The following is a 21714-nucleotide window of genomic DNA, read 5'->3' as shown; positions in this document are numbered from 1 at the left end:
TCAAAAACCCTCCAAAGCAAGTTGACGTCTGACGAATAACTATTCATCAATAATGTATAATCATTCGACGATTTCCTTATTCTACTGAAATCAAAGGCGTTTAGATAGGTGTTTCACTAATGTTTATATTTTCGAATAATTAAAAAAATTTTATTGCCTATTCATCTTGTTTGTAGTTTAATTGCAATATATTCGAAACAATCAGAATTTTCGGGAGGTAACACAATGCGCAACAAGAAATGGTTAGCTTTATCGGGTGTCGCTTTACTTGCAACGGCAGCATGTGGCGGCGGCGAAGACGCAACGGATTCATCTGACGGTTCTTCATCAAGTGATGCGAAAAAGGAAATCACGCTCGTCTCGGCGACGGATTTGCCACAGCTCGATCCAACGCTCACAACGGACTCGACGTCAATCATCGTAACGAACAACGTCTTTGAGGGACTGTATCGTCTCGACGAGAACAACCAACCGGTACCGGGAATTGCTGAAGACGTAGAAATTTCAGAAGACGGACTTACATATACCTTCAAATTGCGTGACGCGAACTGGTCAGACGGTTCACCGGTCACCGCTGAAGATTTCGTCTACTCATGGAAACGCGCCCTCAACCCTGAGACAGGTGCCGAGTACGCCTATATCCTCCAAGATTTGAAAAACGCCAATAAAATTCTCGCAGGAGAAGAAGAACTGGATACACTCGGTGCGAAAGCGCTCGATGAGAAGACACTCGAAGTACAATTAGAGGCACCAGCTCCTTACTTCCTCGGGTTGACAGGCTTCCCGACGTACATGCCACAAAAGCAAGAGTTCGTCGAAGAGCAAGGCGAGTCGTTTGCGACAGCTGTCGATAATACACTCTACAACGGACCATACGTGTTAGACAGCTGGCAAGACAACGAAGGCTGGGTCTATAAAAAGAACCCGGACTACTGGGATGCTGAAAACGTCAAGATGGAGACGATCAACGTTAAGGTCGTCAAAGAAGTCGCGACAGGCGTCAACTTGTTCGAGTCAGGCGAAGTCGATTACACGCTCTTGTCATCTGAATTCGTTCCACAATTCCAAGACTCGGATGAGTTCAAGACACGTGCCGACGCACGAATCAACTTCCTTCGTTTCAACCAGAAGAACGAATCACTTCAAAACGTTAACATTCGTGAGGCACTCGCAAAAGGCTTCGATAAGCAAGGCGTCACAGACGTCATCTTGACGGACGGTTCACAGCCGGCCAACTATATCGTCGCGAAAGACTTCACGTTCACAGAAGATGGAGCTGACTTCCGCGAGAAGTATCCAGACCTTCAAAGCTATAACGTCGACGAGGCGAAAGCGGCATGGGAGAAAGGTCTTGCCGAACTCGGTGTCGAGACAATCGAACTTGAGTTCCTTTCACGTGACGAAGAAGCGTTCAAGAAAGTCAACGAGTATATCAAAGGTGAGCTCGAGAAGAACCTTCCTGGCCTCACACTTAACATTAAGCAACAGCCGTTCAAAAACTTCCTTGAACTTGAAGGCGCTGGCGACTATGACGTCTCCGCTGCCGGTTGGGGCCCTGACTATCAAGATCCGATGACGTACCTCGACATGTGGGTCACAGACGGTCCGTTCAACCGTATGGCTTACTCGAACGACGAGTACGACAAGTTGATTCAAGGCGCGAAACAAGAAGCCGATCAAATGAAACGTTGGGAAGCGATGCAAGAAGCCGAACGCATCTTGCTCGAAGATGATTTCGCGATCGCACCGATTTACCAAAAAGGTGAGGCTTACCTTGAGCGTTCAAACATCGAAAACATGTACCGCCACCCGTTCGGAGCTGACGCTAGCTTCAAATGGTTGGACGTCAACTAACCCACAAACCCTGCCGCTTGCTTGCGGCAGGGTTTGTTTGTTGGGGCTATGCCGTTGTGACGCAAAAAAAGGGGACGTACCACGAAGTTGTGGTATGTCCCTTATCTAGATGATTACGCTTCGCGCTCAGTCCGCATATCGGCTGGTACGCGTCCGCGTTTCGAGATAATTTGCGCAATGACGAGCGCCACGACGAACGTCGCGAGGGCTGCGAAGAATCCGACCCACATCGAGTCTGAGATTCCAAGGACCAAGTAACCGACCGCTGCCACGCCGGCTGAAATCAAGGCGTACGGCAACTGCGTCAACACGTGGTCGATATGGTGCGACCCGGCACCCGTCGAACTGAGAATCGTCGTATCCGAGATTGGTGAACAGTGGTCTCCGAACACCGCTCCGGCGAGAACAGCGGCAAGTGTCGGGAGCAAGAGCTCCGGCTCGACTGCCATAATCAAATCGGCTCCGATTGGAAGCATGAGACCGAACGTCCCCCAGCTCGTTCCTGTCGAGAACGCCATGAGACCGGCGATCAAGAACAAGAGGAACGGCAAGTAAGATGGTGAAATCGAATCCGTGACGAAACTTGCTAAGTAGTCACCTGTCTTCATGTCACCGATGACGGCGATGATCGTCCAAGCAAACAACAAGATGAGCACGGCTGGCCACATGGCGCGAATTCCGCCCCATGTCGCTTGTCCATAGTCTTTCGCGGGAATCTTGCGGCCAATCAACAATAAGAGGGCGACAATCAAGCTGATGACAGCACCCGTTACGAGGGAACGTGTCACGTCTGTTGATTCGAAGGCGCCAATCAACGAGAAACTCTGACCGTCCGCTGCGAGTGCTTGGCCGCCCGTATAGAGCATGGCCGACACTGTCGCGATAATCAAGGCGATAATCGGAACGATCAAGTCACGTACTTTCCCGCCTTCATGCTCGTTCAAGTCTTCACTCATCCCCATCGGTGCACCTTTCGATGTATCGTAGAGCTCCCCTTGGAGGGCACGGAGTTCATGTGTGCGCATCGGTCCGATGGCAAGTCCCGTGTAGGCGACGTAAGCCGTCAAGAGAAGCGCGAATACCGCGTAGAAGTTCATCGGGATGATTTGGATGAACGCTGAGAACGATGAGTAGCTATCAATCGAATACTTCGCCAGGATACCTGCGATGATGGCGATGATATAAGCTCCCCAACTCGAGAGCGGGCTGATGACGCAGACCGGTGCGGCCGTTGAGTCAATCATGTAGGCGAGTTTCGCACGTGACACTTTTTTCCGATCCGTGAGCGGTCGGCTGATATTCCCGACGGCGAGACTGTTGAAGTAATCGTCGATGAAAATTAAAATCCCAAGTCCGAACGAGACGAGACGAGCACCACGGGCTGTCTTGACATTTGAAGCGGCCCATTCTCCGAACGCGCGGGCGCCACCCGACGTTTGAATGATCGATGACAAAATCCCAAGCAAGAGCAAGAACGCAATCAAGAGCACGTTCCATTCATTAATGGCTCCGTCGGCCCAGAATAAGGCGATGACGTTCGACCACAAATATTGAATCGATTCGAGAGGATTAAAATTGTGAAGCAATAAGACCCCTGCAATAATCCCGACACCGAGTGACGGAATGACTTTCCGTGTTGTGATGGCCATAATAATGGCCAATAAAGCCGGTACGAGTGAGAGTACCGAAGTTGAATAATCTACCATGTGATTTCCTCCTCTTTTGTTAGAGATGAGGCCCCCCTATGCTTAAAAAAACGCAAAGCGAGGGCATCGGCAACAAAGCCGACACCCTCGCTGGATGTTCCGTCTTTCTTAGCCGACTTGGAGCGCTCCATACGTAAATATGTATGGCAGTCTGACGGGTATTTCCCGTCAGCCCAGCACAAAGTCAGAGACATGACTTTACACTTCGGCGATCTTGCCTTTCTGTAGTCTTCACCGTTGTCATCCTCGGACTACTTACTCATCAGCATCGCACCTCTACCTCATCGATAGCACGAATATTCATTTAAAGTTACGTCTAAATTATCATAGGTCATAGTGACTAATCAATAGTTTTTTTCATCTCGGATGATTTGTTTCAACACCGCGAGTGCAGCCTGGTCGTCTGACTCGACCGCTTTAAAGAAATCACTAAAGAAATGATATAAGACAAAACGCTCGGCGTGTGACGTCGTATGTTCTTTGATTGTTAAGAAAATAAGGTGACGCAATCGCCGTTTCGTCCGCGTCTCGTCGGGCAATTCTTGACATCGGTCTTGGAAGGCACGATATACAGAATTGATCAAATCCCCATGTTCATCATACGACCGGTTGTATGCAACTTGTTCCATCTGTGATATCCCCCCTTTCCATATTTACCGATGAAACTTGTCGTAACTATACCAACTTAAGCCGATCCATTCAATCGTTTCGGGTCGTTCTTAACAAAAATCATACGTTAGACTGACTTACGACTCGATGAATGAGAACGTCGTCACATCGAATAGTCCCATATCGGTCAACTTCAAATCCGGGATGACCGGAAGCGCGAGGAACGACATCGTCAAATACGGGTTGAAGTGACGATGGGCCCCGACGACGTCGAGCGCATCGTTCAACTGTTCGAGCACGTCCGCCACTTCCGCATACGGACGTTTCGTCATGAGTCCACCAATCTCAAGCGGTAAGACGGCCAGCACCTTGCCCTCTGACACCGCGACGACCCCACCGCCCACTTTTTCAAGCGTCTCGGCTGCGAGCAACATGTCGTCCGGGCTCACCCCGGCGATGACGAGGTTGTGGCTGTCATGGGCGACCGTCGCTGCGAGTGCCCCTCGTTTCAAGCCGAAACCGGTCACCGGCGCGAGCGCCATATGACCCGTCCCGTGATGACGTTCGATGACAGCGAGTGTGGCGATATCTTGCGTGAGATCGGCACCCGACGCGTCCGGATTAAAGACGAGCCGCTCCCGTTTCGTTAAGAGACTGTTCGGCAGCACTTGAATCACATCGACCGCCTCTTCCTTCACGGCCAAGCGGAATGACTCCGGCGTCAAGTCCGGCAGCTTCAGCTCGCCTCGCATCGGTTTCGGCACTTCGATCCCATCAGCCTCGAACGTGGCCTTGCCTGCCTTGGCGACGACTTCCCCGTTCACGTACACGGTATCGATTGTTACCGATTCGACGTCTGACAAGATGACAAAGTTCGCGCGCTTGCCCGGTGCGATGGCCCCCACTTCTTTCAACCCGTACGCCTCGGCCGCGTGCAGGCTGGCGACAGCATACGCCGTTTCCGGCTTGACGCCTTGTTTGATCGCCATGCGAATGTTGTAGTCGATGCCACCCTCGGCGACGAGATCGTCCAAATGCTTGTCGTCCGTACAGAACAAGAACCGGTGGGCGTTGCTCTCGGTGATGGCCAAACTGACCTGCTCGACGTTCCGGGCGACCGATCCTTCCCGAATCTGAACGTAAAAACCGCGGCGCACCCGTTCGAGCGCCTCTTCAGCGGTCGTGCATTCATGATCGGTCATGATACCGGCCGTGCGATACACGTTCAACTGATCCGGACCAAGACCTGAGGCATGGCCATCGACGACTTTCCCGGCAAGTTCGGTCTGGGCGATCTTTTGAAGCATGTCCGCACTCCCCGACTCGACGGACGGATAATCCATCACTTCGCCGAGACCGTGCACCCCTGGATCGCCTAAAAACGGCGCCAAGTCCTCGGCGTATAGTTTCGCCCCTGCGTGCTCGAACGGCGTCGCCGGTACACAGCTCGGGAGCATCATGCGCACGTCGAGCGGCAACCCCTCAGCATCCGCGAGCATATACTCAATCCCGAGTGCCCCGTTGACGTTCGCGATCTCGTGCGGATCGGCGATGACCGTCGTCACACCGAGCGGCAGGACCGCTTTGGCGAACTCGTGGGGTGGAACCATCGATGACTCAATATGGACGTGGGAATCGATGAACGATGGTGCCAATGTCCAAGACGGGTCGTGATACTCTGTCTCCCCTTCGTAGCCGTCCCCGATGGCCACGATGTATCCTGCGTCGATGGCGACATCCGTGCGAATCGTCTCGCGACTGTAGACGTCAATGACCGCCACATCTTTAAAGACGACCGCTGCTTTCTTTTTCTTCGCCGCGATGTCAATCAAATGTTGTTTCTCCATCTGTGTGTCTCCTTTTTTTTCTACGTATTTTTACTATCTTAACAAGAATAATCTTTCAGGCGCAATTTCTTTTTCAACTTATGCGACAATGAAAGCATATCTGTTTGAAAGGGGTTACACATATGCAATACAAATTAGGCGAATTGACGCCGCAAGTCGACGAGACGGTGTTTCTCGCACCCGGAGCCCATGTCATCGGTGATGTCACAATCGGTGCACATTCCGGCGTCTGGTTCAATACGGTCATTCGGGGAGATGAAGGACCGATTCGCATCGGTTCTTACGTGAACATCCAAGACGGATCGATGGTGCACCAATATGAAGGCTCTCCGACGGTCATCCATGACCGCGTCTCCATCGGACATATGGCGATGATTCACGGCTGTGAGATTGAAGAAGGCTGTCTCATCGGCATGCATGCGACCGTCCTCGACGGGGCAAAGATTGGGAAGGGGTCGTTCATCGCCGCCGGGGCGCTCGTCACACCGAACATGCAAATCCCGGAAGGCGTCATGGTCATGGGTGTCCCCGCCAAAGTCGTCCGTCCGCTCAATGATGAGGATCGCTTTATCATGGAACGGACCGTCAACAAATACGCGAAGCGGGCCGAGCAGTACAAACAGACGTGTGAACCACTGACATCTACACAAAGTTTGTGAAAGCGTTTGCAAGATTCATAAAATGTTAACGATTCCCCCGATTTTTCTTCATGTTCCCCCTGTATACTGAGGATGTAGTCAAGCCGACGTTTCGAAAGGGGCCAATTGTATGTATCTAAACCATGCCGAACTGATTCTAGACTTGTACGCCTCGTCCATTAACCCAAGTCATTACCTGCATATCGAGGATTCATTTGACGATACGCTTCAAGGAACACATCGCGAGGTTTGGGAACGACTGCAATTGGATAATAGTATAGAGCAAGAAATTAAAATTGAGGGAACGTGAACACAATGATTCCAACGAATGTCATTCAAGACTGGCTTGCAGGCAAGTTAAAAAAATAAACTGAGCGCTCATGCGAACCACTCAGTCTCATTGACCAATAAATATAGGCCCGACCGTAGTCATCTACGGCCGGGCCTATTTGCTCACTCGAAAATCGTGAGACAGCTGTCAATCGACTGACGCCGCTTGTTCGGTGGCACGTCCTCGAATCGTCCGAGTTGGAGCAACCCGACGAACGTCTCCCCTTCCGCCCCGATCATGTCCTGCAGACGCGCGTCCTCAAAGATGCCCCCGGTCCGCCAGACGAGGCCGATGTCCCGCTCGCTGCACAGCAAGTGGAAGTTTTGAATGAACGTCGCTGTCGCAAGCAACGCATCCTTCCGATCTTTCTCCGTTTCGAACGCCTTCGTCGTCACGTAGACACATGCGGCCGCGTTACGAATCCGCCCGACAATCTTTTCACGTTTCGAATCCGGTCCATCTTGAAACGCCGGCTCTAGCGCGGACAGTAACACATCTTTCCCGTCTCCGTTGAACAAGTAAACATTCCATGGTTCTACCTTATTGTGAAACGGCGCTTGGTGCGCCGAGGCGAGTAACGAGTATAGTTCTGACGTGTCGAGCGTACCTTCCGTAAACATGCGAATCGTCCGCCGCGATTCAATCAACTGTTGTCCTACTGTCTTTTCCATTGAAGTCACTTCCCCCTCTATTCTCTCTCTCATCATAATTGAAAACATTTCTCATTTGAAGAAGAACGACTCCTCAAAAAAACGCATCCCTGATTCAGGAATGCGTTCATCACATTATGTCGACTGTCCGACAATCTCACAGGCGACCAAATCTTCGAGTGTCTGTCTGCGGACGACGAGACGATGTGTCCCGTCCTTCACGAAGACGACGGCTGGACGGAGCATCTGGTTATAGTTGCTCGCCATCGAGAAGTTATATGCCCCTGTCGCTTTGACGAGCAAGAGATCACCGGCCTCGACCGGCGGGATGAGCGAGCGGTTCGAGATGATATCACCCGACTCGCAGCACGCCCCGACGATTTTCGCCTCGAGCGTCTTCGCCTCATCCATCCGTGTCGCCGCGATGACATCGTACTCGGCGTCATACAGGGCGGGACGAATGTTATCCGTCATCCCCCCATCGACCGAGACGTACGTGCGGACACCGCTCACTTCTTTCACCGTCCCGACTTCATAGAGCGTCGCACCGGCGTTGGCGACGAGCCAGCGGCCCGGCTCGATGCCGATTTTCGGGAGCGGTAGGCCGAAGCGTTCCACTTCCGCGACGAGCGTGTCCATCACTTGCGTCATCGTGTCGGCGAAGTCGAGCGGGTCATCCGACTCGAGATAGGCGACTCCGAAGCCGCCACCGATATTCAAGACGTCGGCCGTATACCCCGCCTCTTGACGAATCGTCTCGATGAAATTGACCATCGTCTTGACCGTATTGATGAACAGCGTCGGCTCTTGAATCTGCGAACCGACGTGACAATGAATCCCCGTCAAGTTCAACCGTTCCGCTTGCAGCGTCGCCTTGATCGCTTCGAGATACGTGTCGTCATGGGTCGGGAAGCCGAACTTCGTATCGACCCCGCCCGTCTGAATCGCCTCGTGGGCGCCTCCGACGACTTGTGGGACGATGCGGAGCAATACATCAACGTCTACCCCTTGCGCAGCGGCCAGACCCGACAACAGCCCAATCTCACGCATGTTGTCGATCGTGAAGTGGGTGATCCCGTTCTCGAGCGCGAACGTGATGTCCTGCACCGTCTTGTTCGACCCGTGGACGTGAATCCGGTCGGCCGGGACACCGGCGTGGAGCGCGACGAACATCTCGCCGCGCGAGACGACGTCGATGCTCAGACCCGCTGCCATCACTTTGTCGTACACGGCCGCGATCGACATCGCTTTCGATGCGTACAGCGCGTACGTGTTCGGATACTTGTCGAGGAACGCGTTCCGGATGAGGCCGAGGCGACGTTCGAGTTCAGGCTCGCTCATGATATAGAGCGGTGTCCCGTACGTCGCTTGAAGTTCACGGACGGACACGCCTTCGATCATACAAACTGATTGGTTGGTGGTGTACATACATTGCCTCCTTCAAAGCGATGCGGGACACGCCATGAGCGTGCGCATAATTGTTCTGAGTTGTTGGCGTGCCCGGTGCGGGTCACGTCATCGATTTTCGTGAGATGGCCGTAAAGCTCGACCTGGTCTCCGACTTGAATCGTGTCATCGACGCGTAGGAAGCTGTGGCTCATGAAGATGTTACTGATGAACGGATAGGCCCGTCCTTCGATGTGGGCCGGTAAGAAGCGCCGGGCCCGCATGAGTCCGTCGCCATAGCCGACCGCGAGCACGGCGATGCGTTCTTTCGTCTCGGCCGTGTAGCCCGTGCCGTAACCGACGTGGGCACCGGCCTCGATGTCGTGCACGGCGACGACTTCTGTCTCCCAGCGAAACGCCGGGACGAGCCAATCGACCGGTTCGACCGAAGAGTAGCCATACAGAAAGATGCCGACACGTACGTGCGTGCAATGTCCGAGACGCGGATCCGCTTGAAGCGTCGCCGCACTGTTGGCCGCATGCACGATCTCGAACGTGTGCCGTTCCATGAGACGATTCGACCAGTCGGCGAACCGTTGCACGTGCACACTATGCTCGATTTCGGCGTTATCCGCGTCCGCGAGTGGGAAGTGTGTACATAAGCCGACAAGGTCGAGCCCTTCGTCTTGGCAAAAGGCGACGATGGCCAACGCTTCCTGGAACGTCTTCGCACCGAAACGGTTCATGCCGACGTCGAGCTTCAAATGAAGCCGGACCCCGTCGAGCTGGTCCCGTTGCGAGACGAGCCAATCGTAAGAACCGATGGCGACGTCAAGATGGTCCCGATGGACGCTTGTCCACTCGTAGACCGGGTTCATGACAAGGACGCGCGCTTCCGGAGCTGATGCCCGGACCTCGCTCGCCTCGTCAAGCGTCGTCACCATGAAGTGACGCACCCCTTCTTCGTACAGTGTCGTCACAACTGGCTCCATCCCTAAGTTATAGGCGTTGTTTTTTACGACGGCGAACACCGGTCGGCCAAGCGCTTCAATCCGACGTTTGTTTTCGCGAACCGCATTCAAGTCAATTGTGACTCCCATACAAAAAACTCCTTTACTCTTTGACTCCAGCTTTGACGAACGTGACCCAATCACGGTGGCCTGCGATTTGTCCTGTCACAGCCTCACGGTAACGCGAGAGCATATTCGTCGCGACCGTTTGAACGCCGCCACCAATCGAAATATTGTCGATTTCGATGACGCTCGTCACTTCAGCCGCCGTTCCTGTCAAGAAAATCTCATCTGCGACATATAGTTCGTCACGTCCGATGTGGCGTTCGATGACCTCGAACCCTTCCTCACGGGCAAGTTCGATCACCGTTTGACGCGTGATGCCGTCGAGCACCGAGCAATCGAGTGACGGTGTGAAAATTTTGTTTCCTTTTACGAGGAAGATGTTGGCGACGCTCGCCTCGCTGACGTTTCCGTTCATGTCGAGGGCAATCGCTTCGTCATATCCATCACGGACCGCTTCTCCTTTAAGGAGTTGCGAGTTCATATAGTTCGCTGCCGCTTTCGCTTGCATCGGCATCATCGTCGAAGAGACGCGGCGATACGAGGCGACTTTCGCACGGATTCCGACCGTCTTGCTGAAATATTCGCCGAGCGGCCAGCACGAGATCGCGACGTGTACTTTTGTTTCCTGCGTCGGCATGAGTGCCTGCCAAGGTGTGCCGAGGAAAACGAATGGGCGGATGTAACAAGCTTCAAATCCGTTGCGTTCAATCAATTCGATTGTTGCTTGTTCGAGCTCATCGACCGTGTACGGCAAGTCGACGTGATAGTATGCACACGAACGAACGAGTCGCTCCAAGTGTTCACGGAGTCGGAAGATGGCCGGGCCTTCCTCTGTGTGGTATGCCCGAATTCCTTCAAAGAACCCGCTACCGTAGTGAATCGCGTGTGTCATGATACTCGTGTTCGCGTCACTCGGCTCGATCCAAGCCCCGTCTTGCCACATCCATTGTCCATACTGTTCCATTGTTCAACTCTCCCATTCATTTTTGATATTTTCTGTCTATTATACGTTACAGGGAGCGTAAGTCATCAACAAGTTGTGTTTTTTCTGCGGTTTTTTCATCTTTTTGCTTAATGACGCGGGCTGGTGTACCGGCAACGACGACGCCTGGCGGTACGTCTTGTGTGACGACACTACCTGCTGCGACAACGGCATTTTCACCGATGCGGACGCCTTCCAAAATGACGGCGTTCGCACCGACCATGACGCCATCTTCGATGATGACCGGATCTTTTGAAGGTGGCTCAAGGACACCCGCCACGACAGCGCCAGCGCCAAGGTGGACGTTTTTCCCGAGCGTCCCGCGGGCACCGATGACCGCGTTCATATCGACCATCGACCCGTCACCGATGACGGCACCGATATTGATGACAGCACCCATCATGACGACGACGTTATTCCCGATTTGAACGTGGTCGCGAATGAACGAACCTGGTTCGATGCGGGCATTCAACTGCGTCGTATCAAGCATCGGTACGGCGCTGTTGCGGCGGTCGTACTCGAGGTGCGTGTCCGTGATGACGGTAGCGTTCGCTTCTAGGAAAGCAGCCGCACGTTCAGCCGTCGTGAGGAACAGTTTCGACTCGTCCGTTCCAAAAGCTTTGGCATCTTCGATCGTCAGACCGGCCAATTGACCATTGACGTACAATTTGACAGGCGTTTCTTTCTTGGCATCTTTAATGTATTGCGCGATTTCATAAGCGTTTGTGAGTAACATGAGTGGCCTCCTCGTATAGGTTCGTTAAATTGTATAATCCGGCTGGGCGGTCAAGAATCGTTGCCGCCGCAGCGAGTGCCCCGTTCGCGAAGACGCGTTTGGACAGGGCCGTGTGTTTCAATTCAAGCATTTCGTCGTCTCCGGCAAAGAGGACGGTATGTTCACCGAAAATCGTCCCCCCGCGTACCGAATGCATGCCGAGTTCATCGGCTGCGCGCGCTTCACGACGCGGTGTACGGTCATATACCGGTGTCACGTCGCGTTTCGCCTCGATGGCACGGGCGAGCAGTTCCGCCGTCCCGCTCGGTGCATCGACTTTCTTACGGTGGTGCGCCTCAATCACTTCGATGTCATAACCGAGCGTGAGCGGGACGAGTTGGTCGAGCAACTGTTTCAAAAGAGCGATCCCGTAAGACGTATTATACGACTGGAAAATCGGGATCTCTTGAGACGCCGCCTCAATTTTGGCGAGCTCTGCTTCCGAGAAGCCCGTCGTCGCGATGACGAGCGGGATTTGTTTAGCTTTTCCAAACGCAAGCACATCATCCAACAGCGCCGGGTTCGAGAAGTCGATGACGACATCGACCTCGGCCTCGACATCTTGTAGCGAGACAGGATGTTCCCCTCCGGCCGGCGAAACAATGGCCGCAACGTTCAAATTTTGTGTCCGGGCGACTTCTTCGACGATTTGTCCCATCGCGCCGTATCCATGAATGAGTAAGTTCACTGTCTCACCTCATTGAACTGCTCCATTGCCGACAACAAGCGGGCCTCGGCCGTCGCACTCATCGGGACGAGCGGGAGACGTGGTGCACCGAACTCGAATCCGCGTGCATTCAATGCTGCTTTGACCGGAATCGGGTTCACTTCCGCGAACAATTCGTCGATGACCGGGAGCAGTCGGAGCTGCCATGTGCGTGCCGTTTCCAAATCTCCGGCGAGGAGCGCTTCAGCTAAAGCGACCGTCGCACCCGGATAGACGTTCGAGAGGACCGATACAACACCTTGCGCCCCCCAAGCCATATAAGGAAGGATTTGATCATCGTTCCCGCAATAAACTGGGAACCCTTCCGGCACATGCGCCATCATTTGAGCCATCACTGAGATATCCCCACTCGCTTCTTTAAGCGCAGCGATGCGTGGGTGATCAGCGAGTTCCCCAACCGTTGCCGGATCAAGTGCGACGCCCGTCCGAGATGGTACGTTGTAGAGCATGAGCGGAATCGGTGACGCGTCGGCAATCGCTGTGAAGTGGGCAATCAGACCCGCTTGCGTCGACTTGTTGTAATAAGGCGTGACGACCATCGCCATCTCGGCTCCGAGTTCGGCGGCCCGTTTCGTCTTTTGAATGCTGAGCGCCGTGTTGTTTGACCCGGTTCCCGCGATGATAACGGCGCGGCCGGCAGCGACTTCAATCGCTTTGACGAGAAGCGTCTCGAACTCTTCGTCCGTGATGGTCATGCCTTCACCAGTCGTTCCCCCGATGACGAGACCGCTGACACCTTCTTTAATTTGATCTTCAATCAACGCTTCCCACGCTGTGAGATTTAGCAGACCGTCTGCTTGAAACGGTGTAGCGAGTGCGGTTGCGACTCCTGTGAACATATAATCTCCCCCTTATTTCGTAGCAGTCTGCCCAATCATACATTGGGCGATTTGGACGGCGTTCGCTGCCGCGCCTTTTCGAACGTTATCAGCGACGCACCAGAGATGGAACGTGTTCGGCTGTGACTCGTCGACACGGATACGACCGACGTACACGTCGTCTGTCCCGTTCGCATCGAGTGGTGTCGGATAGACGAGCTCCCCTGGGTTGTCCATCAAGACGACACCTGGCGCGTCCGCGAGCACGGCTTTTACTTCGGCGAGCGTCGCGTCGCGGTCGAGCGTGACCGTGATGGAGACGGCGTGGCTGTTGCGGACCGGGACACGGACACATGTCGCTGTGACACCGAGGTTCGGCGCGTTTAAAATTTTGCGTGTTTCTTCAATCATCTTCTGTTCTTCTTTCGTATAACCGTTCTCTAAGAACACATCAATGTGTGGCAAGACGTTATCGTAAATCGGATACGGGTAGTTCTTCGGCTCTTCCCCACGTGCTCCGCGTTCCAAGTCCTCTATCCCTTTTTGGCCCGAGCCAGAGACGGCTTGATACGATGTATAGGCGACACGCGTCAACCCGTATACTTCCGCGAGTGGTGCGAGCGCGACGACCGATTGGATCGTCGAGCAGTTCGGGTTGGCGATGAGCGTCTTGTCCGGGCTCAATTCGACTCGGTTCACTTCCGGTACGATGAGCGGAATGTCCGTTTTCATCCGGAATGCGCTCGAGTTGTCGATGACGATGACACCTTGTTCGCTCAGGCGAGGCGCATATTGTTCACTGATGCTCCCACCGGCTGAGAAGAGCGCGATATCGATTGGGTCCGCATAAATCGCGTCCGACAGTTCTCGGATGACGACGTCCTTGCCGTTCACGTTCACGGTCTTCCCGGCTGAACGGGCCGATGCGTACAACATCAATTCGTTGATTGGAAATTCATACTCGGTCAATACTTCAATCATCTTTTGGCCGACGGCACCGGTCGCACCGACGACGGCTACGTTATACATGTGGCGTCCTCCTTATAACTTGAAGCGGGTCGCGATGGCCGCGACAGCTGCTTCGACGTCTTGTTCGTTAATCGTGTACGAGATGCTAATCTCGGATGTCGTGACTTGATAGAATGGAATCCCGCTCTCGCGGAACGTGGCGAACAGTTCGGCAGCGACACCGGTCGCATCACGCATGCCGATGCCGACGACCGAGATTTTCGCATGCTCGGTATGACGGTCGATTTTGATTTGTGGGAACGTCTCAGTCAGTTCCGCGAGTGCCTCTTCGAGAAACGACTCTTCATCGAGCGGACAGGTGAACGACAGGAATACTTCACCATCGAACGCCGTCTGACTGATCATATCGATATTGACATGACGCTGTGACAATTTCTCGAAAATGTCGGCAACTCCTGCCACCGAATGTGGAATATGTTTGATTGAGACGCTGAGCACGTTCTTCACGACGCTCACGCTCGTCACCGCTTTTTGTTCCATCGCCTGTGTCATATCCATGATCCAAGTTCCTCCTTCGCTCGCAAGCGTCTTTCCTACAAAGATGTTCACATCAAATTTTTTCGCGAGCTCTACGCTACGCATCTCCATCACTTTCGACCCGAGCGCGCTCATTTCCATCATCTCGTCATACGAGACGGTATCTAATCGGCGGGCCGTCGGATGGATGCGCGGGTCAGCCGTATAGACACCGGCGACGTCCGTGTAAATCTCACAGCGTTTGCTGAGGACGGCGGCCAAGGCGACAGCAGTCGTATCCGATCCGCCTCGTCCGAGCGTCGTCACATCACCGAACTCGTTGACGCCTTGGAAACCGGCGACGATGACGACGTCATATGTCCGGAGCTTCTCTTCGAGCACCTCTTTGCGAATCGCTTTGATTTTACTTTTCGTGTGAATACCCATCGTGTCTATCCCGGCTTGTTGTCCGGTAAGCGAGATGGCCGCCACGCCTCGAGAGTTCAAAGCGATGCTGAGCAGGCTGATCGTCTGCTCCTCACCGACCGCAAGCAGGCGGTCCAGTTCACGGATCATCGGGCGTTCCGTGATTTGTTTGGCGAGTGACAACAGTGAGTCAGTCGTTTTCCCCATCGCGGAGACGACGACGACAAGTTTCTCTCCGGCCGCGGCCCGTGTCTGTAAATATTCGGAAATGGCCTGGATTTGTTCAATCGTGGCAACGGAGCTGCCTCCAAATTTCAATACGGTTGTCATCAGGTTCCCCACTTTCATGATGTCCACCAACAGAAAAAGCGGCAGACCGGTAGGAAGCACTCTCCCTACGGTCTGCCGCTTGTACGCGCAGTTGAAAAACGATTAAAGAATCGTTCCGTAGATAGCGCTCCATGGAATTTCATCCATGGCAGTGTAGGCGTTATTCACGACTACCCCAGCCTTCGTTCGTACGCATGCGAACGTCGACTTCGGCGAAATTCCCCTTTCGGCTCGATCCGGAATGCGTCCGTGTCGATCAAGCGTACTCATGTCATTCGCAACCTCTATCTGTCAGTTGTTAGTTTTAGTTATAACAAATGCATCCCGGCTTGCCAACCTTTTTTTAGAAAAAAGGAAAATTTCTAAAAACAGTCACCACGTCTTCTTCATCATCCGATGCGGAATGTCCGCGTCTAAAAAATTGTCCCCGTACGCCTCGTATCCAAGACGCTCGTAAAACGGCAGAGCCGTCAGTTGAGCACCAAGTTTGAGCTGATGTAACTCACTCGTTCGCGCGACAGACTCGATGGCGAGCATGATTTCCTTGGCATACCCGTTACCGCGCGCCGAAGCGAGTGTGGCGACCCGCTCGACTTTCCCGACCGCGTCACCGATTGGACGCAGACGCGCCGTCGTCACCGGCTCACCGTCCACCGTCCCGACGAAATGGATGCAGTCTGGGTCAAGCTCATCATACTCGATTTCAGGGGCGATGCCTTGCTCGTGAATAAACACTGTCGCTCGCACAACCCGTGCCTGTTCAATCAGTTCTGCTTCCGTGCCGTGCTCAATCTTCAACATGATACCATTCCTTCCTGAAGCCGTTTCACGATTTCTGCCGTCGCACGTTCCAACTCGATGACCGATTCGAATCGGGCCTGGGCTTGTTTATGACTGCCGCCACCGCGACCGATGCCGAGGTCGTCGAGCGTCCGTTTTAAGAATTTACCGATGGCGATGTCATGTGTCCCGTCATGCATGAGCCATAGCTTTTGACCCGTATGATTGGCTCCGACAGCGATTCGGCCCGTCGCAGCGATGCGTTCGACGATGGTCGTCGTCAACGTTTCCGCTTCCGTCTTACCGATATGGGTGATGACGTAATTGTCTTCCTGCAAAAAGGCAGCGACTTTCGCTTTCGCGACGCGCGCCTCGAGCGCCTTCACTTCCTTGTCCCGCTCGAGACGAAGATTTCGTTCCTCGAGGACACGGGCAGCGACCGTCTCGTTTGTCGTCGATAACGTTTGGTGAATCGTCCGCAGCGCTGTCCGTGACGAATGGATGGCGGACAAGGCCCGGTGACCGGCCACATACGTCAGGCGGACGTTCCCACGAACTTTTTTCATCGAGGTCACATGGACGATCCCAAGATGGCCGGTCGTCTCGACATGTGTCCCACCGCACGCGTTGTAATCGAGTCCCTCAATGTCGACAATCCGGATCATCCCGGTGCGGTCGGTCGGTTTGCGTAACCGATCGACCTCGACCTCTGCGGACGTGAGTTCGTACGTGGAGACGGGACGGTTCTCAAAGATAATGCGTTGCACGTCTCGTTCCAACGACTCGATTTGAGTCCAATCGAGCGTCTCTGTCTCGATTTCAAGCGACGACTCCTCTTGTCCGATGCCGAAGCTGAGCGTCTGAATACCGTATTCGTCTTCCAATAAAGCCGTCAACACGTGCTGAGCCGTGTGTTGAATCGAGTGGTCGTGACGGACCGCGTCATCGACCATTCCAGTCACGAACTTCCCACGTTCGAGCCCCGTTTCGACTAAATGCCAGACGACCTCATCAACCCGTTGCACGTCGAGAACGGGTTGTCCGTCGAGTGTTCCGACGTCCGGAGGTTGGCCCCCGCCTTCCGCATAAAATAGTGTGGATGCAAGCGCGACCCACGTCCCGCGCGCATCGGTGCGCACGTCGGTCACCGTCGTTTCAAATTGCCATGGCTTCATCTTGATCGCCGCCTTTTCTGTAGGATATGTTCAGACAACTAGTCTAATTTGGTCTATAATAAGAAACACTTACTTTAGCAGTCAGGAGCGATATGCATGTTACAGATTGATAAACAATCACCGCTACCTATTTATTATCAAATCGAAGCCTATTTAAAGCAACAAATAGATGCCGGCGAGCTTCAACCGGGAGAATCCATCCCATCCGAACGGGAGTTTTCCGAGCGCTATAACGTCAGCCGGATGACGGTCCGCCAAGCGATCACGAACTTGGTCAACGCCGGTTATTTGAGCCGTCAAAAAGGCCGAGGCACGTTCGTCGCCAAAAAAAAAATCACGATGGCCTTGTCCGGATTGACAAGTTTCTCGGAAGAAATCAAACATCGGGGCATGCGTCCGTTTAGCCGCCTGTTATCGTTCCAAACGATTCCGGCACCAGCCAAAATCGCCCAAAAACTGAGTGTCGCGCTCGACACCCCCGTCTATGAGATGCGACGTCTCCGTCTCGCCGATGAGAACGTGCTCGCCCTCGAGACAGCATACATCCCGGTCGCCTTACTACCGAACTTGACCGAGACAGATGCCGTCGGTTCGATTTACGAGTTCGCCGAGCAGTCCGGATTGCGACTAAAAAATGCGACCCAAACGCTTGAAGCACGGAGCGCGGGACCGGAGGAAGCGAAGCTGTTGACGATTTCTTCGAACGCCCCTGTGCTCTTAATCGACCAACGGACGTATCTCGAGAACGGGGACATGTTCGAGTATAGCCGTTCCTTGTTCCGCGGCGACGCCTACTCATTCACCGTCGCGATGGAACGCACATAAAAAATGGTTTGCCGCGGACGGCAAACCATTTTTTATTGTGCTTCGTACGTGATTCCAGCTGGGTCGTACATATACGTCTCAAGCTCGGTATCGGTCATCGGCTCGACTTCATTCCCGGCATCGGCCTGTTGGACGCGATAACGGACTTCTTCGAGCAACGGCTCGTTCAAGAAGTAATAGAAATGACCGTCGACACCGCGGGCCCCTTCACCGGTCAACTGATATTGAACCGTGTTGTTGAGGGCGCCGACGTCCTCGATTAAACGCATATAGTCATTCGGACCGAGCGTCGTCTGCATGTTGTCCCCGACTGCTTTCAACACTTTGTCGTAGTTGTTGATGAGCGACGTGCCGAGCGCTTGGTCAAGGACGGCATTGATGACTTCCATCTGACGCTGTCCGCGACCGATGTCTCCGCGTGGGTCGTCATAACGGTTACGGACGTAAGCAAGTGCCTCTTCGCCCGATAACTGTTGAAGCCCTGCTTCGACTTGGACGACTTCGCGTGAAGCGTCGTAACTCTTCTGTTCAGACGAGAATGGGACGTCGATTTCGACCCCGCCGACGGCATCGATGAAGTCGACGAACCCTTGGAAGTTGAGGGAGACGACGTGGTCGATGTCGATGCCGACCAAGTCTTCAATCGTGTTCGTCGCCATCCGCATGCCGTTGTTCGGGTTCGATTCATCCATCGACCCGAAGTAATAGGCGTGCGTGATTTTGTCTTGATCGAGACCCGTCTTACCGTACGGGATATTGAAGCCCGTATAGTCGATGTTGACATACGAGTCACGCGGGATGCTGAGCATCGTCGTCTGTTTGTTTTTCTTGTTCAGAATGACGACAATCATGACGTCAGACCGACCATACTCGCCGCGCGCTTTCTTCTGCGGGGACAAGTCCGTCCCGAGCACGAGGAAGCTCTCGGTATCCTCTTTATCAAATCGAGTCGGTTCGATAGTCGGATCATCCTCAAGCGTCACTTGAGTACCTGACAGCATGTTATGCGCTTTATAAAAAGCCGTTCCATACATGCTTGAGCCAACGATGACGGCAATCAATACAAGGGCGCTGAACAGCTTATAAAACGCAGACGGGCCTTTGCGCCGTCTACGAGCTTGGGTTCTTGAATTCATGAGTTTCTCCTTCGCGATCGAATGATATGAGCTTCACCTATTATAGAGGAAACCTCGACTTTTGTCGAAAACGTTTTGATTACAAATCCATTTCCATACAATTTCCCACAGTTAACGAGAAAAAAACCTGGAGACACTTGTCTCCAGGTCATCAAGCTCGAATCGAAAAGAATCGGTCGGCCGCTTCACTGCCACGCGCCTGTAACACATTGCTACAAGCCGAGGCCGCTTCGGCATCGAGCACGATGGTCACACTTGGATGCGCCTGTAAGATGGAAGCCGGCCAGTCAATCGTCGGCACGCTCTCAATCATGTGATGCACGGCTTCGGCTTTACGGGTACCGGTCGCGACGAGGACGATCTCGCGTGCGTTCATAATCGTATCGAGTCCCATCGTGATGGCCTGCGTCGGCACGTCTTCGATTGAATCGAAGAAACGGCGGTTCGCTTCACGCGTCGACTCGGTCAGTTCGGTCACATGCGTCTTCGCATCGAGCGCGGTACCCGGCTCATTGAAGGCGATATGTCCGTTCTCTCCGATGCCTAGCAATTGCAGGTCGACACCAATCGAGCGGATGAGCTGTTCATAGCGGGCCGCTTCCGCTTCCGGGTCGGCCGCGTCACCATGAGGCAGATGGCTCTGTTTGAATGGGATGTCATTGAACAGCTTCTCTTCCATGAAGTGATGATAGCTTTGCGGATGGCTCGGTGCGAGCCCGATATACTCATCTAGATTGACGCTCGTCACGTGACTGCAGTCGAGTTGATCTCGTTTGAACATCTGATACATCCCGACCGGTGTACTGCCCGTCGCGAGTCCGAGCACGAAATCGCGCTTCCCGGCGACCCGCTCTTTGATGAGTGTATAGGCGATTTCTTCCGCATCCGTCGGTGTGTTCGCCACTAATATGTTCATTACATGTCCTCCTTCAAATAACTGACCTGTCCTTGATGAATCGTCGTTATAACCGTCATTGCATCATCCCAAATGACGAGATCCGCGTCGAAGCCAGGCGCGATGGCCCCTTTGTTCGTCAAGCCGAACTCACGCGCTTGGTTCGCTGACGTCATCTTCACCGCTTCTTGCACCGTGCATCCCGTGAACGCGATTACGTTGCGGAACGCCGCGTCCATCGTCAAGACGCTGCCGGCCAAGTTACCGGCTTCGAGTCGAGCCGCCCCGCCTTCGACGATGACCGGTTGACCCCCGAGTTCATAACGGCCGTCCGGAAGACCTTTGGCGCGCATCGCATCCGTAATGACGACGAGACCGTCCGCCCCTTTCATGCGATAGGCGAAGTCGATCATCTCGCGCCGGCTGTGAATCCCGTCTGGAATGATTTCAACCATGACGTCCCGCTCCAACAGACAATAGCCGACCGTTCCCGGCTCCCGATGATGAATCCCTCGCATCTGATTGTATAAATGCGTGCCATGCTTGACGTTCGCTTCCTTGTTCTCGGCAAACGTGGCGTTCGTGTGTCCGGTCGATCCGATTGCACCGGTCTCACCCATCACCTGTTCAAGCTCACGTGCTCCCGGACGTTCCGGCGCATACGTGACGAGGCGAATGTGACCGCCCGCTTCCTGTTGCCATGTGCGGAATTGACTTGCATCGGGATCGATAATATATTCGGCCGGCTGGGCCCCCGCATTGTCGACGTTGACGAACGGTCCCTCTAGATGGATGCCGACGAGTGCCGTGTCTCCCGCCTCGATGACAGTCCGGGCTGCTTGCAGCGCCTTCGTAATGGCAGCCGGTGACTGTGTAATCGTCGTCGCAAAATAAGACGTCACACCTTCAGCGAGCATCGAACGGCTGAGATGACGTAGTCGATCCACGTCCGCATCCATCGTATCGACGTCGTAACCTCCATGAATGTGGACGTCAATCATGCCTGGCGTCACGAGCGCCCCGTGAACGTCAATCTCTTTATTTGTTCCTGCCTGATAGTCCTCCATCGCACCGACGCTCACAATCGTCGTGCCATCGAACTCGATATAGCCTCGTTCCCACGTTTCGTCCCCCGAAACGATGTGCGCATTGATGATCACCATAATCGGTCATCCACCTTTCTTCAAGTAGCTTCATCGTTATCATATCAAAAACCAGTATAGTTGTATAGACCAATTCAACTAACTAATAAACTCTATTTCC

Annotated in this window: 21 protein-coding genes and 2 riboswitches; of the genes, 4 read left to right on the top strand and 17 right to left on the bottom strand. The window is 53.7% G+C overall.

Features of this window, described 5'->3' with window-relative positions:
- The first annotated feature begins 225 nt into the window (after positions 1–225).
- On the top strand, positions 226–1854 hold the full coding sequence (locus tag KNP95_RS11410) for a peptide ABC transporter substrate-binding protein (protein ID WP_214837198.1): 1629 nt from the start codon (positions 226–228) through the stop codon (positions 1852–1854).
- Between the two features lie 113 nt (positions 1855–1967).
- On the opposite strand, the gene KNP95_RS11405 is transcribed toward KNP95_RS11410, so the two are convergent.
- The 3 genes from KNP95_RS11405 to ade all read right to left on the bottom strand — a co-directional run bounded on the left by KNP95_RS11405 (position 1968) and on the right by ade (position 6016).
- Positions 1968–3560: a Na+/H+ antiporter NhaC family protein gene (locus KNP95_RS11405; RefSeq protein WP_214833190.1), complete on the bottom strand. Its 1593-nt coding sequence runs from the start codon at positions 3558–3560 to the stop codon at positions 1968–1970.
- Positions 3561–3672: 112 nt separating this feature from the next.
- Positions 3673–3847, bottom strand: a riboswitch (Lysine riboswitch).
- A gap of 57 nt (positions 3848–3904) precedes the next feature.
- Complete coding sequence (locus tag KNP95_RS11400; protein WP_021065238.1) at positions 3905–4189, bottom strand: hypothetical protein; 285 nt, start codon at positions 4187–4189, stop codon at positions 3905–3907.
- Positions 4190–4306: 117 nt separating this feature from the next.
- Positions 4307–6016 (bottom strand): adenine deaminase, encoded by a 1710-nt coding sequence (gene ade, locus KNP95_RS11395; RefSeq protein ID WP_214837195.1) that lies wholly within the window; start codon positions 6014–6016, stop codon positions 4307–4309.
- Positions 6017–6138: 122 nt separating this feature from the next.
- On the opposite strand from ade, the gene KNP95_RS11390 reads away from it, so the two are divergent.
- Together KNP95_RS11390 and KNP95_RS11385 are read left to right on the top strand one after the other, a co-directional pair.
- On the top strand, positions 6139–6675 hold the full coding sequence (locus KNP95_RS11390) for a gamma carbonic anhydrase family protein (RefSeq protein ID WP_214833186.1): 537 nt from the start codon (positions 6139–6141) through the stop codon (positions 6673–6675).
- A gap of 109 nt (positions 6676–6784) precedes the next feature.
- The gene (locus tag KNP95_RS11385; RefSeq protein WP_214837193.1) at positions 6785–6964 is read left to right on the top strand and encodes a hypothetical protein; all 180 of its coding nucleotides are present in this window, start codon (positions 6785–6787) and stop codon (positions 6962–6964) included.
- A gap of 143 nt (positions 6965–7107) precedes the next feature.
- Here the strand turns inward: KNP95_RS11385 and KNP95_RS11380 are convergent, their stop codons facing one another.
- The 11 genes from KNP95_RS11380 to KNP95_RS11330 all read right to left on the bottom strand — a co-directional run bounded on the left by KNP95_RS11380 (position 7108) and on the right by KNP95_RS11330 (position 17595).
- A complete protein-coding gene (locus tag KNP95_RS11380) occupies positions 7108–7656 on the bottom strand; it encodes a nitroreductase family protein (protein ID WP_214837190.1) in 549 nt (182 codons plus the stop codon).
- Positions 7657–7770: 114 nt separating this feature from the next.
- The gene (lysA, locus tag KNP95_RS11375) at positions 7771–9063 is read right to left on the bottom strand and encodes a diaminopimelate decarboxylase (RefSeq protein WP_251138538.1); all 1293 of its coding nucleotides are present in this window, start codon (positions 9061–9063) and stop codon (positions 7771–7773) included.
- On the bottom strand, positions 9033–10121 hold the full coding sequence (alr, locus tag KNP95_RS11370) for an alanine racemase (RefSeq protein WP_214837188.1): 1089 nt from the start codon (positions 10119–10121) through the stop codon (positions 9033–9035). Before alr ends, lysA begins: the two co-directional genes overlap by 31 nt.
- Before the next feature lie 13 nt (positions 10122–10134).
- The gene (locus KNP95_RS11365; protein WP_021065231.1) at positions 10135–11061 is read right to left on the bottom strand and encodes a branched-chain amino acid transaminase; all 927 of its coding nucleotides are present in this window, start codon (positions 11059–11061) and stop codon (positions 10135–10137) included.
- A 46-nt stretch (positions 11062–11107) separates the two neighbouring features.
- Positions 11108–11815: a 2,3,4,5-tetrahydropyridine-2,6-dicarboxylate N-acetyltransferase gene (gene dapD / locus KNP95_RS11360; protein WP_214719812.1), complete on the bottom strand. Its 708-nt coding sequence runs from the start codon at positions 11813–11815 to the stop codon at positions 11108–11110.
- Positions 11793–12542, bottom strand: coding sequence for a 4-hydroxy-tetrahydrodipicolinate reductase (gene dapB, locus KNP95_RS11355; protein WP_214719811.1), 750 nt, complete (start codon positions 12540–12542; stop codon positions 11793–11795). The genes dapD and dapB overlap by 23 nt, the downstream gene beginning before the upstream one ends.
- Positions 12539–13420 carry a 4-hydroxy-tetrahydrodipicolinate synthase gene (gene dapA, locus KNP95_RS11350; RefSeq protein ID WP_214837186.1) on the bottom strand — a complete coding sequence of 294 codons (882 nt, stop codon included), beginning with the start codon at positions 13418–13420 and terminating at the stop codon, positions 12539–12541. The genes dapB and dapA overlap by 4 nt, the downstream gene beginning before the upstream one ends.
- Positions 13421–13432: 12 nt before the next feature.
- A complete protein-coding gene (locus KNP95_RS11345) occupies positions 13433–14428 on the bottom strand; it encodes an aspartate-semialdehyde dehydrogenase (RefSeq protein ID WP_214719809.1) in 996 nt (331 codons plus the stop codon).
- Between the two features lie 12 nt (positions 14429–14440).
- Positions 14441–15640: an aspartate kinase gene (locus tag KNP95_RS11340; RefSeq protein WP_251131233.1), complete on the bottom strand. Its 1200-nt coding sequence runs from the start codon at positions 15638–15640 to the stop codon at positions 14441–14443.
- A 114-nt stretch (positions 15641–15754) separates the two neighbouring features.
- Positions 15755–15935: riboswitch (Lysine riboswitch) on the bottom strand.
- A gap of 77 nt (positions 15936–16012) precedes the next feature.
- Positions 16013–16441, bottom strand: a complete 429-nt coding sequence (locus tag KNP95_RS11335) for a GNAT family N-acetyltransferase (protein WP_214719808.1) — start codon at positions 16439–16441, stop codon at positions 16013–16015.
- The gene (locus KNP95_RS11330) at positions 16435–17595 is read right to left on the bottom strand and encodes an alanyl-tRNA editing protein (protein ID WP_214837182.1); all 1161 of its coding nucleotides are present in this window, start codon (positions 17593–17595) and stop codon (positions 16435–16437) included. The genes KNP95_RS11335 and KNP95_RS11330 overlap by 7 nt, the downstream gene beginning before the upstream one ends.
- A 96-nt stretch (positions 17596–17691) precedes the next feature.
- On the opposite strand from KNP95_RS11330, the gene KNP95_RS11325 reads away from it, so the two are divergent.
- Positions 17692–18420: a GntR family transcriptional regulator gene (locus KNP95_RS11325; RefSeq protein WP_214719806.1), complete on the top strand. Its 729-nt coding sequence runs from the start codon at positions 17692–17694 to the stop codon at positions 18418–18420.
- 32 nt (positions 18421–18452) lie between these two features.
- Here the strand turns inward: KNP95_RS11325 and KNP95_RS11320 are convergent, their stop codons facing one another.
- From KNP95_RS11320 to nagA, 3 genes are all read right to left on the bottom strand, one after another.
- Positions 18453–19556, bottom strand: coding sequence for an LCP family protein (locus tag KNP95_RS11320; protein ID WP_021065222.1), 1104 nt, complete (start codon positions 19554–19556; stop codon positions 18453–18455).
- A 151-nt stretch (positions 19557–19707) separates the two neighbouring features.
- Positions 19708–20472, bottom strand: coding sequence for a glucosamine-6-phosphate deaminase (gene nagB, locus KNP95_RS11315; protein WP_214719804.1), 765 nt, complete (start codon positions 20470–20472; stop codon positions 19708–19710).
- Positions 20472–21614 carry an N-acetylglucosamine-6-phosphate deacetylase gene (nagA, locus tag KNP95_RS11310; protein ID WP_214837180.1) on the bottom strand — a complete coding sequence of 381 codons (1143 nt, stop codon included), beginning with the start codon at positions 21612–21614 and terminating at the stop codon, positions 20472–20474. The genes nagB and nagA overlap by 1 nt, the downstream gene beginning before the upstream one ends.
- Positions 21615–21714 lie beyond the last annotated feature (100 nt).

The organism is Exiguobacterium sp. s36 (assembly GCF_018618345.1).
Lineage (GTDB): Bacteria > Bacillota > Bacilli > Exiguobacteriales > Exiguobacteriaceae > Exiguobacterium > Exiguobacterium chiriqhucha.
The sequence above is the reverse complement of the archived record's forward strand: the minus strand, read 5'-3'. Positions and strand labels throughout refer to the sequence as shown.

Excerpts from the sequence above, each read along its gene's own strand:
- KNP95_RS11410 (WP_214837198.1), top strand. The coding sequence starts at position 226 with ATGCGCAACAAGAAATGGTTAGCTTTATCGGGTGTCGCTTTACTTGCA.
- KNP95_RS11405 (WP_214833190.1), bottom strand. The coding sequence starts at position 3,560 with ATGGTAGATTATTCAACTTCGGTACTCTCACTCGTACCGGCTTTATTG.
- KNP95_RS11400 (WP_021065238.1), bottom strand. The coding sequence starts at position 4,189 with ATGGAACAAGTTGCATACAACCGGTCGTATGATGAACATGGGGATTTG.
- ade (WP_214837195.1), bottom strand. The coding sequence starts at position 6,016 with ATGGAGAAACAACATTTGATTGACATCGCGGCGAAGAAAAAGAAAGCA.
- KNP95_RS11390 (WP_214833186.1), top strand. The coding sequence starts at position 6,139 with ATGCAATACAAATTAGGCGAATTGACGCCGCAAGTCGACGAGACGGTG.
- KNP95_RS11385 (WP_214837193.1), top strand. The coding sequence starts at position 6,785 with ATGTATCTAAACCATGCCGAACTGATTCTAGACTTGTACGCCTCGTCC.
- KNP95_RS11380 (WP_214837190.1), bottom strand. The coding sequence starts at position 7,656 with ATGGAAAAGACAGTAGGACAACAGTTGATTGAATCGCGGCGGACGATT.
- lysA (WP_251138538.1), bottom strand. The coding sequence starts at position 9,063 with ATGTACACCACCAACCAATCAGTTTGTATGATCGAAGGCGTGTCCGTC.
- alr (WP_214837188.1), bottom strand. The coding sequence starts at position 10,121 with ATGGGAGTCACAATTGACTTGAATGCGGTTCGCGAAAACAAACGTCGG.
- KNP95_RS11365 (WP_021065231.1), bottom strand. The coding sequence starts at position 11,061 with ATGGAACAGTATGGACAATGGATGTGGCAAGACGGGGCTTGGATCGAG.
- dapD (WP_214719812.1), bottom strand. The coding sequence starts at position 11,815 with ATGTTACTCACAAACGCTTATGAAATCGCGCAATACATTAAAGATGCC.
- dapA (WP_214837186.1), bottom strand. The coding sequence starts at position 13,420 with ATGTTCACAGGAGTCGCAACCGCACTCGCTACACCGTTTCAAGCAGAC.
- KNP95_RS11345 (WP_214719809.1), bottom strand. The coding sequence starts at position 14,428 with ATGTATAACGTAGCCGTCGTCGGTGCGACCGGTGCCGTCGGCCAAAAG.
- KNP95_RS11340 (WP_251131233.1), bottom strand. The coding sequence starts at position 15,640 with ATGACAACCGTATTGAAATTTGGAGGCAGCTCCGTTGCCACGATTGAA.
- KNP95_RS11335 (WP_214719808.1), bottom strand. The coding sequence starts at position 16,441 with ATGTTGAAGATTGAGCACGGCACGGAAGCAGAACTGATTGAACAGGCA.
- KNP95_RS11330 (WP_214837182.1), bottom strand. The coding sequence starts at position 17,595 with ATGAAGCCATGGCAATTTGAAACGACGGTGACCGACGTGCGCACCGAT.
- KNP95_RS11325 (WP_214719806.1), top strand. The coding sequence starts at position 17,692 with ATGTTACAGATTGATAAACAATCACCGCTACCTATTTATTATCAAATC.
- KNP95_RS11320 (WP_021065222.1), bottom strand. The coding sequence starts at position 19,556 with ATGAATTCAAGAACCCAAGCTCGTAGACGGCGCAAAGGCCCGTCTGCG.
- nagB (WP_214719804.1), bottom strand. The coding sequence starts at position 20,472 with ATGAACATATTAGTGGCGAACACACCGACGGATGCGGAAGAAATCGCC.
- nagA (WP_214837180.1), bottom strand. The coding sequence starts at position 21,614 with ATGGTGATCATCAATGCGCACATCGTTTCGGGGGACGAAACGTGGGAA.